This is a genomic window from Halopseudomonas sp. L-58 (genome assembly GCF_056859475.1).
The window spans coordinates 196956-208270 of sequence record NZ_JBSXON010000065.1; the positions used below are offsets into that span (position 1 = coordinate 196956).

Here is an 11315-nt window from a genome sequence, read left to right on the forward strand (position 1 = left end):
GGCACGCCGGAAAAACGAAGATACGATCAATTTTGTGCCATCCATTTCTTGTGCGTCTGGATCGACATGAGGATTCCGAATCCGAGTAACAGGGTCACCAGCGAGGTTCCCCCGTAGCTGATAAACGGCAGCGGCACCCCCACCACCGGCAGCAGGCCGCTGACCATGCCGATGTTGACGAAGACATATACGAAAAAGGTCAACGTAATACTGCCCGCCAGCAGTTTGCAGAAAGCATCCTGGGCTTGCAACGTGATCACCATGCCACGGGCGATAACCAGCAGATAGACCCCCAGCAGCAGGCAGACACCCACCATGCCGAACTCCTCGGCCAGTACCGCGATGATGAAATCGGTATGCCCTTCTGGCAGAAAATCGAGATGAGACTGGGTGCCCTGCAGCCAGCCTTTGCCGAACACCCCGCCCGAGCCAATGGCCGCCTTGGACTGGATGATGTTCCAGCCGGAACCCAGCGGATCACTCTCCGGGTTGAGGAAGGTCAGCACGCGCTGCTTCTGGTAGCCATGCATGACGAAGTACCACATACCGGCCGCCGCCGGAGCCAGCGCCAGCAGGGCGCCGATGATGTAGCGCCAGCGCAGGCCGGCCAGCAACAGCGCAAAAATGCCGGATGCGGCAATAAGCAAAGAGGTACCGAGATCAGGCTGCTTGAGAATCAGCAAGGTCGGCACAAATATGATCGTCAGGGTGACCACCACCTGCTTGAAGCTCGGCGGCAGATTACGCCGTCCTAGGTACCAGGCGACGCTCATCGGCATGACCAGCTTCATGATTTCCGACGGTTGGAAACGTGTCACCCCGGGAATCGTCAACCAGCGCTGCGCGCCCTTTGCCTCGGTGCCCACCAGCAGTACGGCCAGCAACAGCAGCGCACCGCCAATGTAGGCAACCGGCACCCAACGCTGCATAAAACGCGGCTGGAACTGCGCCACTACGATCATCGCCGAGATACCTACCGCGAAGTACGCCATCTGTCGCACTACCATCGGCAGGCTCTTGCCACTGGCCGAATAGAGAACAAAGGCATCCACCGTTGCCAGCGCAAGAATAAGCAGCAACAGCCAGGGATCGACGTGAATGCGCATCCAGATCGACTCGCGCCGCCGAAGACCATGACTGGATACCGGAATCGACTTCATTGTCCATTCTCCTGAGATTCGGCGTGCCCCTGCTGCTGCTCGGCCTCAAGGCGCGGCAATACCCAGGCGTCAAACACAGCCCTCACCACAGGACCGGCAACCCGGCCGCCGCCCTCACCGTTCTCGACCAGGGCAGCAACCGCGATCATGGGGTTTTCGGTCGGTGCAAAACCGACAAACAGGGCATGGTCGCGATGCCGCTCGCGCAGCGCCGCGGAGTCGTACCGCTCACCCTGGGCAATCGCAACCACCTGAGCAGTACCGCTCTTGCCTGCCATGTTGTAGGTCGCGCCTGCGGCTGCAGCCCTCGCAGTTCCATGGGGCGACTGCATGACATCCTGCATGGCCTGGGTAATGAAATCCCAGTCTGCGGGGTTGCGCAGCTGAATATTCGGCGGGGTCTCGGATTCGTCCGGCAGCACGCCTTCGGCGTTCTTCAACAGCCGCGGGCGGTGCCAGACACCGCGACTGGCAATCAATGCAGTGGACTGGGCCAGCTGCAGCGGAGTAGCCAGCATGTACCCTTGGCCAATGCCGGCAATCAGGGTTTCCCCCGGATACCAGGGCTGGCGGTACTTGGTGCGTTTCCAGCTACTGGACGGCATGAGCCCGGCAGCCTCTTCGTACATGTCGATCGATACACGCTGACCGATCCCGAACTGACTCATGAAATCGTGCATCCGATCAATGCCCAGCTTGTTGGCCAGATCGTAAAAGTAGGTATCGTTGGAACGGGCAATGGCATAGGACATATCAACCCAGCCGTCCCCTGAGCGATTCCAGTTGCGGTATTTGTGGCTGACATTGGGCAGTTGATAAAAGCCAGGGTCATAGACCCGACTGGTACGGGTTACCACACCCGCATCCAGACCCGCCAGCGCAACAATCGGCTTGATCGTCGAGCCTGGCGGATACTGACCCCGCAGCACCCGGTTGAACAGCGGCTGGTCGAGCGAATCACGCAAGGCGCCGTAATCGGCATAGCTGATGCCGGTCACGAACAGATTGGGGTCAAAACCGGGCTTGCTGACAAAGGCCAGCACACCGCCGGTGGCAGGATCGATAGCCACTACCGCGCCGCGGCGATCACCCAGCGCCTCCTCTGCCACCTGCTGAAGCTTGACGTCCAGCTCCAGGGTCAGATCGCGGCCGGGAATCGGGTCGGTACGATTGAGCACCCGCAGCACGCGGCCGCGCGCATTGGTTTCCACCTCCTCATAGCCGACGGTGCCGTGCAGCAGCTGCTCGTAATACCGTTCGATACCGGTTTTGCCGATGTAGTGGGTGCCGGCATAGGCGACCGGATCAATTGACTTGAGCTCCTGCTCGTTGATGCGGCCAACATAACCAAGAGCATGGGCAAAGTGATCGGCGAAGGGGTAATAGCGCACGAAGCTCGCCTGAACGTCGACACCGGGCAGGCGGAACTGGTTGATCGCAATACGCGCAATCTGTTCCTGGGTCAGCTCGAACATCACCGGCACCGACTCGAACGGGCGACGAGCCTGCGACAGCCGGCGCTCTGCCTGCGCTGCGTCCTCCTCGCTGAGTTCGAGCAGGGACTTGAGCAGCTCGAAGGTGGCCGGCAGATCCTCAACCCGGTCACGGGTAATAGTCAGGCTGAAGCTGGGCCGATTCTCCGCCAGCACCACCCCGTTACGGTCGTAGATACGACCGCGAGTCGGCGGAATGGGCTGAACATGGACCCGGTTGTTCTCGGACAGCGTCGAGTGATACTCGTACTGGGTCACCTGCAGGTAATACATGCGCGCAACCAGCGCGCCAACCAGCCCCAGAATGAACACCGCAGCCAGAATCAGGCGACGCTGGACGATACGGGCATCATGGTTATGATCTTTCAGGTGAATCGGCTTGGCCATGAATCACTTGTGATAGGGATGACGATTGAGAATGGTCCAGGCCCGGTACAGCTGCTCCGCCAGCAGGATACGCACCAACGGATGCGGCAACGTCAGCGGCGACAACGACCAGCGCTGATCGCTGCGCGCCGCAACCTCCTCGGCCAGCCCCTCGGGGCCGCCCACCATGAGGTTCACATTGCGCGCATCCAGCCGCCAGCTTTCCAACTGCTCGGCCAGCGTTTCGGTAGACCAGGCGCGACCATTGACCTCCAGAGTCACGATCCGTTCCCCCGGTTGCACTGCAGCCAGCATCTGCTCGCCCTCACGGCGCATCAGACGCGCCACGTCGGCATTCTTGCCGCGGGTCGTCAACGGGATCTCGACCAGCTCCAGAGGCAAGTCAGGCGGCATGCGCTTGGCGTACTCCTGATAGCCGTCCTCGACCCAGCGCGGCATGCGTGAGGCCACGCTGATCAGGCGAATGCGCAAGGTCGCTTACTCCGTCGGCTGGTGCTGGGCTCGACGTGACTCGGCGCTCTGCCAGAGGCGTTCCAGGTCGTAGAACTCACGGGTAGCCGGCTGCATGATATGCACGACCACATCGGCCAGGTCGACCAGCACCCACTCACCGGACTCCTTACCTTCCACGCCCATCGGCTGACGGCCGGCATCCTTGGCTTTTTCGACCACGTTATCAGCCAGCGCCTTGACCTGACGGTTGGAGCTACCGCTGGCGATAATCATGTAGTCGGTAACGCTGGTGTGTTCGCGCACATCGATCTTTACGATGTCCTTGGCCTTCAGCTCTTCGAGCGCGTCGACCACCAACTGAACCAGTTCTTCAATCTGCATGTAGATTTTCAATCCTCAATAGAGGGCCGATACAGCCCTTCGTTTTCAATATAGTCAAGCACCGCATCCGGCAACAGAAAGCGCGGTGACGCGCCTTTGCCTACCAGCGTGCGAATATGGGTAGCCGAGATTGCCAGCGGAGTCTGCGACAGGCAGATGATCTGCCCGTGGCTGCGCTCTGGCTGGTCTACGCTACGCGCGGCCAGCAGGTCCTTGAGCACTTCCGGTACTTCCAGGTCGTAATCGGGGCGCTGCAGGACGACCAGATTGGCCAACTCCAGCAGCGACTCCCAGCGGTGCCAACTCGGCAGCCCGCAGAAGGCATCCCAGCCCAGCACCATGAACAGAGCCACGTCCGATCCCAGTTCCTGGCGCAGCGATTCCAGTGTTTCTACCGTATAGGACGGGCGTTCCCGCTGCAGCTCCCGATCATCCACCTGCAGGCCGCCACCCTGCCCCAGCGCCAGCTCCACCATCCGCAACCGCTGTGCCGCTGTGGCTCCCGGCATTCCGCGGTGCGGTGGACGCGCACTTGGGATCAGCCTCAGCTCATCCAGCTGCAGCTGCTCGCACACTTCAACCGCACTGCGCAAATGCCCGAAATGCACCGGATCAAAGGTGCCGCCAAGCAGGCCGACACGGCGCATCAATAACGGCTCACTGACGGATATGGCCGTCACCGAACACCACGTACTTCTCGCTGGTCAACCCTTCCAGGCCAACCGGACCGCGAGCGTGAATCTTGTCGGTGGAAATACCGATCTCCGCACCCAGACCATACTCGAAGCCATCGGCAAAGCGGGTCGAGGCGTTGATCATCACCGAACTGGAGTCTACTTCGGCAATGAACCGACGGGCACGGGTGTAATCTTCCGAGACCATCGCATCGGTGTGCTGCGAACTGTAGATGTTGATGTGCTCAATCGCGGCGTCCATGTCGGCAACGATGCGGATCGACAGAATCGGCGCCAGATACTCGGTCGACCAGTCCTCCTCGGTCGCTGCGACCACCTCCGGCAGCAGCGCACAGGTCGCCGCACAGCCGCGCAGCTCAACGCCCTTGGCGGCATAGAGCGGGGCAACACGCTTGAGGAACGGCTCGGCGACGGCTTGGTTAACCAGCAGCGTCTCCATCGCGTTACAAACGCCATAGCGGTGGGTCTTGGCATTGATGACGATAGCCTCGGCCTTGTCGAAATCGGCGCGGTCATCGACATAGACGTGGCAGATGCCGTCCAGATGCTTGATCACCGGCACACGCGCGTCCTTGCTGATGCGCTCGATCAGGCCCTTGCCGCCGCGCGGCACGATCACGTCAACGTATTCGGGCATGGTGATCAACGCACCCACGGCGGCGCGATCGGTGGTTTCCACCACCTGCACGACCTCGTTGGGCAAACCCGCTGCCGCCAGCCCTTCACGCAGGCACTCGGCGATCGCTCGGTTGGAATGGATGGACTCGGAACCACCACGCAGAATGCAGGCATTGCCGGACTTGAGGCACAGACTGGCAGCCTCGACGGTCACGTTCGGACGCGACTCATAGATGATGCCGATCACACCGAGCGGCACGCGCATCTTGCCAACCTGGATGCCCGAAGGCAGAAACTTCATGTCGCGAATGGCGCCCACCGGGTCGGGAAGTGCCGCCACCTGGCGCAAGCCTTCGACCATAGCGGCCAGACGGGCCGGCGTGAGCGCCAGACGGTCGAGCATCGCCTCATCAAGGCCGTTGTCGCGGCCGGCCTGCAGGTCCAGCTCATTGGCTGCAACCAGACGCTCGGCGGCCGCTTCAATCGCCTCGGCGGTAGCCAGCAGGGCAGCATTCTTGACGGCGGTCGGGGTGCGGGCAATCACTCGCGAGGCCTTGCGGGCCTTCTGCCCCAGCTCGGTCATGTATACCGCTACCTGTTCAACGCTCATGCTGTCACCTGCCCCTGTCTGGCCAAATGCGGCATTATAGCGGGCTCGCCATTGGCTTGACAGCGCCGCCTGCGGTCGCTGTGCAATTCAATGTGTCATGCAACCCCTGCTACCATGATCCCATGCCCGATACCCGTACCAACCGTCCCTCTCCGACCCCGTTGCCAGAGCGGTTCTTTCAGCGCGACGCACGCGAACTGGCGGTTGCGCTGTTGGGCAAGGTCATTCGCCGACGGCTCGGCGACCAGTGGCTGGCCGCCCGCATCATCGAGACCGAGGCCTACCTGCTGGAGGAGCGCGGCAGTCACGCTTCGCTGGGGTTCACCCAGGCCAGGCGCGCCCTGTTCATGGACCCTGGCACCATTTACATGTACTACGCCCGTGGCGGCGACTCGATGAATTGCAGCGCGCTGGGCGAAGGCTGTGGCGTACTGCTCAAATCAGCGCATCCGGTCATCGATGCCATCAGCCCGCCAAGCAGCCTCACGCGCATGCAACACCTCAACCCGCAGCGCAATGGCCAGCCACGCCGTCCCGAGCGCCTGTGCGCCGGACAGACGCTGCTGTGCCGCTCGCTGGCCATTCGGGTACCGGAATGGAACGCCCGCAGGTTCGATGCAGACTGGCTGCTGATTGAAGATGACGGCTACCGCCCCGAGCAGGTGATTCAGGCTCCTCGCCTCGGCATTCCGAGCGGCCGCGATGAACATCTGCCGTATCGCTGGGTAGACGCTGCCTATGCCCCGCACTGCACCCGCAACCCGCTGGGGCGCAGCCGACTGCCCGGCCGCGACTATCGGACAATGGATCATGCACAGGCTCTGGCCAGCGCCAGCGCGAGCACAGGGGATGTGACATGCTGAGTTCCCTCACGGACTGGCTGGCAAGCCACCAGCAGTGGCTCGGCATTGCCATTTTCCTGGTCTCGCTCACCGAATCGCTGGCGGTAGCCGGACTGGTGGTGCCTGGCGTCTTCCTGCTGTTCGCCATTTCCGCACTGGCAGCGGGCGCCGGCGTATCACTGACCGAGGCCGTCATCTGGGCCTTTGCCGGAGCCGTGCTGGGCGACTTGCTCAGCTTTGCCCTGGGCCGCTGGTTTCATCAGGACATTCGCCGCCTCCCGCTGTTCCGGCGCAATCCGCAGTGGATTGACCAGGGGGAACGCTTTTTCCGCCGCTACGGCTGGCTAAGCGTGGTACTTGGCCGCTTTATCGGCCCGCTGCGCCCGATCATCCCGATGATCGCCGGCATGTTCGACATGCCTGCCTGGCGCTTTATCGCCATCAACGTTCTTTCGGCTCTGGCCTGGGCGCCTGCTTACCTTATTCCCGGCTACACCGCAGGGCAGGCAGCAAGCTGGGCCGTCCCCCCACTGTTCTGGGGCCAGGCGCTGAACCTGGCCGCCGGCGCCGCGATTGTGCTGGGCGGTAGCCTTTACCTGTTGCGCTGGCAGCGCCGCTGGAGCCCGCTGGCAGCTGCCGGCCTGTGCCTGCTGGCACTGCTGGTGCTGATCCTGCAGCAGCACACACTGGATGTATTCAGCGCCACTCTGGTTGCCAGCCGGGAGCACCTGCAGCTGCCTGGCCTGCCAGCGCTTGCCCGGCCACAGCCGGAGGTGCTGCTGCTGGCCCTGCCGATCCCCCTGAGCCTGCTGCTGGCCCGGCAATGGGGCGCGTGCTGGCTGCTTCTGCTCGCCCTGACGCTGACCCTTGCTCTGAGCTGGCTGGCCGAGCTGTCCACGGCCAGCAGCATTGCCGCCCTGATCACGGCCATGCTGGGAGTCAGCATCGTGCTTTGCAACCGGGGGCAGGGATTCTGGACCCGGGTCAGCTGGTTACTCTATCCGTTGCCACTGCTGGCGCTGCTCGACAGCAACCTGCTGCTGCAACAGGTTGCCGATCCGATGGCGCTGCTGAGCAGCCTGCTGTGCGCCAGCAGTGCAGTGCTGCTGTCCAGCTGGCTGGTCCAGCGCGCCAGCCCGCTGGCACCAATGCCGCCCCTGGCAAGACTGCTGGTCGCATCCTGGCCTTATCTGATCGCATGCTGGTTGCTGCTGACGGCGCCGTAGCCTTTATGCCTGCATTTGCGCCAGCCAGTCACCAATCTGATCAAGCCGCTCCAATGGCGGCGTCATTGCCAGCAACGAGGTCTTCTGTTCCATGCTGAGCGGCAGCAGATAGCCCAGCTGCCAGGCCAGCGCCTGCTGACTCCCGGCAACCGCCGGCATCTGCAGATTGCTGACCAGCGGGTGTTCCAGCAAAGCCGCATGCAACGCCAGCAACTCGTCGTGCTCGGCCTCCAGCGGCGCATCGAGGACCTCCGGCAACCACTGTGCTTCAGCACATACCAAGCCATCGGCGGCCACCTCGACCTGCGCAAGCCGAGCCCGGCGGTGCCCCTCGACACGAATCCCCAACAGGCCGTTGTCGCGCTGCTGCCAGTCAATAATCCGCGCCTCGCAGCCAATGGCGCTGAAACGCAGGTTGCTCGAACCCACCTCAGAACCTTCCTCAAGCCCGACCACAACGAAACCCTGCTGCTGACGAAAGCAGCGGCTGACCATATCGAGATAGCGCGCTTCAAATATCTGCAAATCCAGATAACAGCCCGGCATCAACACGGTCTTCAGCGGAAAAAGCGCGACCTGCTCGCTCACAACATCCCCCTTGCCATCAACTGCGACACGACATAGCCTGCCGACAGGTGGTCGAATCATTCAGCAAACCTATGGAAGCCCGGCTTGCATTGACCGCCGCCCGCCCCACTTGCAACCATGCCTGCGAACATTATTTTCCTGCGGCAGGGTAGCAACAATGCCGCGGGCACGCACACCCTCACAATAAGAGTCACGGAGAGCACGATGAAAGCCATTCCCGTTTCTGAACTTACGTCCCTGATCGGCAAGGATATGGGCCATTCTGACTGGCTGCAGATCGACCAGGAGCGCGTCAACCAGTTCGCCGAGTGCACTGGCGACCACCAGTTCATCCACATTGACGAAGAAAAGGCCAAGCAGACCCCGTTTGGCGGCACCATCGCCCACGGCTTCCTGTCGCTGTCGCTGCTGCCGGCCCTGTCAGCCGGCCTGATGCCGCGCCCGGAAGGCCTGAAAATGGCCGTCAACTACGGTATGGACAGCCTGCGCTTCATCCAGCCGGTGCGCGTGGGTTCGCGGGTTCGTCTGCACACCACCATCCTCGACGTGACTGAGAAGAACCCGGGACAGTGGCTGATGAAAGCCCGCAACACGCTGGAAATTGAAGGCGTCGACAAGCCCGCGTTCATCTCCGAAGGCCTGTCGCTGTACTTCGTCTGATTCAGACAAGTGCTGCAACCCGCGACCCACGGCAGCTGGGTCGCGGGTCGCGGGCTACTCTCCCCAGCGCGGGATAAGTGCCTGCTCCATCCCCAACTGCCCCAGAATCCGCGCCACCACAAAATCGATCAGATCATCAATCGACTGCGGCTTGTGATAAAAGCCGGGACTGGCCGGCATGATGACCGCCCCCATCTGACTGAGCTTGAGCATGTTTTCCAGATGAATGCTGGAGAACGGCGTCTCGCGTGGCACCAGAATCAGTTTGCGCCGCTCCTTCAGCGCCACATCCGCCGCCCGCTCGATCAGGTTGTTGCTGGCTCCGGTTGCAATCGCCGACAGCGTGCCGGTCGAACAGGGACACACCACCATCGCCGCTGGCGCGCCGCTGCCCGAAGCCACCGGCGCCATCCAGTCCTGCTTGCCATACACCCGGATCTGCCCTTCGGCCGCCTTGAACTGCGCGGTCAGGTATTGCTCCAGTGCCTGCGGCTTGGGCGGCAACCGCCACTCGGTTTCCGTTGCCGCGACCAGCTGCGCTGCCTGCGAAATCAGAAACGACACTTCTACCCCGGCCTCGACCAGGCAGCCAAGCAGCCGCATCGCATACTGCACGCCCGAGGCACCGGTTACCGCCAGCGTAACTCGCTCAACCATGGCGCGCCTCCAGGGCCTGAATCAGGCGCTGATGAATACCACCAAAGCCACCGTTACTCATCACCACTACCCGTGTTTGCGGGGTCGCCGCAGCGACCACCTGCTCGACAATGGCATCCAGATCACTGGCCACCTGCGCCGGTACAGGGCTATCTGCAACTACACTCTCAAGCGACCAGTCCAGCCCTGCCGGCTGATACCAGAACACCTGCGAGGCATCACAAACGCTGGCCGGCAACGCAGCCATGTGACTACCCAGACGCATGGTATTGGAGCGCGGTTCAATTACCGCAATCAACGGCGCGTCACCGATCTGCGCCCGAATACCGGCCAGCGTGGTCGCAATCGCCGTTGGGTGATGGGCAAAGTCATCGTAGACGCTGATGCCATTGATCTCGGCCAGCTTCTCCATGCGCCGCTTGGCATTGCGGAACCCGCCAAGCGAAGCGATACCCTGCGCCGGCGTCACGCCAACGTGACGCGCGGCCGCAAGCGCCGATAGCGCGTTGGCAACGCTATGCTGGCCGGTCTGCTGCCATTCGGCGACGCCCTGCAGCTCCCCATCGAGCCAGACTTCAAAGCGCGAGCCGTCGTCACTCAGCAGCCGGGCCTGCCAGTTGCCGCCCTCGCCCGTGGTCTGGCACGGGGTCCAGCAGCCCATCTTGATCACGCGCTGCAACGCCTCATCCTGGGCAGGATGAATGATCAAGCCGGTAGCCGGAACCGTACGCACCAGATGGTGGAACTGCCGCTCGATGGCGGCCAGGTCCGGGAAGATATCCGCGTGATCAAACTCAAGGTTGTTCAGCACCGCCGTGCGTGGACGGTAGTGCACGAACTTGGAGCGCTTGTCGAAAAAGGCGCTGTCGTACTCGTCCGCCTCGACGACGAAGAACGGCGTGCCCCCCAGGCGCGCGGAAATCCCGAAGTTCTGCGGCACCCCGCCGATGAGAAAGCCGGGCGACATGCCGGCGTCTTCCAGCAGCCAGGCCAGCAGACTGGAGGTCGAGGTTTTGCCATGGGTGCCGGCTACCGCCAGTACCCAGCGATCCTGCAACACATGCCGCGCCAGCCATTCGGGGCCGGACATGTAGGGCATGCCCTGATCCAGCATGTACTCCACTGCCGGGTTGCCGCGGGCCATGGCATTGCCGACGATGACCATGTCCGGGGCCGGCTGCAGATGCTCGGGACGGTACCCCTCCTGCAAGGCAATACCCTGTTCGCTGAGCTGGGTACTCATCGGCGGATAGACGTTGGCGTCCGAGCCGCTGACCTGATGGCCCAGTTCGCGTGCCAGCAACGCCAGCGACCCCATGAACGTACCGCAGATGCCGAGAATGTGGAGATGCATGAAATGTCCTTGTCACAATCGAATGGCTACAGCTTACGCTGAAAGCTGAAAGCTGAAAGCTGAAAGCTGAAAGCTGAAAGCTGAAAGCTGAAAGCTGAAAGCTGAAAGCTGAAAGCTGAAAGCTGAAAGCTGAAAGCTGAAAGCTGAAAGCTGAAAGGGCAACAGCATGGCGACGGCCGGCAGTATGTCAA

12 protein-coding genes are annotated in these 11315 nt (G+C 62.2%); 3 read left to right on the forward strand and 9 right to left on the reverse strand.

Going from position 1 to position 11315, the window contains the following annotated elements:
• Positions 1 to 26: 26 nt before the first annotated feature.
• From rodA to AC13EY_RS11615, 6 genes are read right to left on the reverse strand one after another with little or no spacing between them, the layout of a single operon-like run.
• Positions 27 to 1160 (reverse strand): rod shape-determining protein RodA, encoded by a 1134-nt coding sequence (gene rodA, locus AC13EY_RS11590; RefSeq protein WP_335600756.1) that lies wholly within the window; start codon positions 1158 to 1160, stop codon positions 27 to 29.
• Positions 1157 to 3040, reverse strand: a complete 1884-nt coding sequence (mrdA, locus tag AC13EY_RS11595) for a penicillin-binding protein 2 (protein ID WP_335599173.1) — start codon at positions 3038 to 3040, stop codon at positions 1157 to 1159. Before mrdA ends, rodA begins: the two co-directional genes overlap by 4 nt.
• 3 nt (positions 3041 to 3043) lie before the next feature.
• Positions 3044 to 3511 carry a 23S rRNA (pseudouridine(1915)-N(3))-methyltransferase RlmH gene (gene rlmH / locus AC13EY_RS11600; protein ID WP_228245243.1) on the reverse strand — a complete coding sequence of 156 codons (468 nt, stop codon included), beginning with the start codon at positions 3509 to 3511 and terminating at the stop codon, positions 3044 to 3046.
• A gap of 6 nt (positions 3512 to 3517) precedes the next feature.
• Positions 3518 to 3874 carry a ribosome silencing factor gene (gene rsfS, locus AC13EY_RS11605; RefSeq protein ID WP_088273476.1) on the reverse strand — a complete coding sequence of 119 codons (357 nt, stop codon included), beginning with the start codon at positions 3872 to 3874 and terminating at the stop codon, positions 3518 to 3520.
• Between the two features lie 8 nt (positions 3875 to 3882).
• On the reverse strand, positions 3883 to 4521 hold the full coding sequence (gene nadD / locus AC13EY_RS11610) for a nicotinate-nucleotide adenylyltransferase (RefSeq protein ID WP_335599174.1): 639 nt from the start codon (positions 4519 to 4521) through the stop codon (positions 3883 to 3885).
• Between the two features lie 10 nt (positions 4522 to 4531).
• Positions 4532 to 5797, reverse strand: a complete 1266-nt coding sequence (locus tag AC13EY_RS11615) for a glutamate-5-semialdehyde dehydrogenase (protein WP_228245241.1) — start codon at positions 5795 to 5797, stop codon at positions 4532 to 4534.
• A 92-nt stretch (positions 5798 to 5889) separates the two neighbouring features.
• On the opposite strand from AC13EY_RS11615, the gene AC13EY_RS11620 reads away from it, so the two are divergent.
• Complete coding sequence (locus tag AC13EY_RS11620) at positions 5890 to 6660, forward strand: DNA-3-methyladenine glycosylase (RefSeq protein WP_373315111.1); 771 nt, start codon at positions 5890 to 5892, stop codon at positions 6658 to 6660.
• The gene (locus tag AC13EY_RS11625) at positions 6654 to 7865 is read left to right on the forward strand and encodes a DedA family protein (protein ID WP_228245238.1); all 1212 of its coding nucleotides are present in this window, start codon (positions 6654 to 6656) and stop codon (positions 7863 to 7865) included. Before AC13EY_RS11620 ends, AC13EY_RS11625 begins: the two co-directional genes overlap by 7 nt.
• A 3-nt stretch (positions 7866 to 7868) precedes the next feature.
• On the opposite strand, the gene AC13EY_RS11630 is transcribed toward AC13EY_RS11625, so the two are convergent.
• Positions 7869 to 8453: an LON peptidase substrate-binding domain-containing protein gene (locus AC13EY_RS11630; protein WP_335599175.1), complete on the reverse strand. Its 585-nt coding sequence runs from the start codon at positions 8451 to 8453 to the stop codon at positions 7869 to 7871.
• Between the two features lie 204 nt (positions 8454 to 8657).
• Here AC13EY_RS11630 and AC13EY_RS11635 point away from each other — a divergent pair, with 204 nt between their 5' ends.
• A complete protein-coding gene (locus AC13EY_RS11635; protein WP_088273471.1) occupies positions 8658 to 9113 on the forward strand; it encodes a MaoC family dehydratase in 456 nt (151 codons plus the stop codon).
• A 54-nt stretch (positions 9114 to 9167) separates the two neighbouring features.
• Here the strand turns inward: AC13EY_RS11635 and AC13EY_RS11640 are convergent, their stop codons facing one another.
• Together AC13EY_RS11640 and mpl are read right to left on the reverse strand one after the other, a co-directional pair.
• Positions 9168 to 9770: a flavin prenyltransferase UbiX gene (locus tag AC13EY_RS11640; RefSeq protein ID WP_233048320.1), complete on the reverse strand. Its 603-nt coding sequence runs from the start codon at positions 9768 to 9770 to the stop codon at positions 9168 to 9170.
• Positions 9763 to 11124, reverse strand: a complete 1362-nt coding sequence (gene mpl / locus AC13EY_RS11645; protein ID WP_228245234.1) for a UDP-N-acetylmuramate:L-alanyl-gamma-D-glutamyl-meso-diaminopimelate ligase — start codon at positions 11122 to 11124, stop codon at positions 9763 to 9765. Before mpl ends, AC13EY_RS11640 begins: the two co-directional genes overlap by 8 nt.
• Between the last annotated feature and the right edge of the window lie 191 nt (positions 11125 to 11315).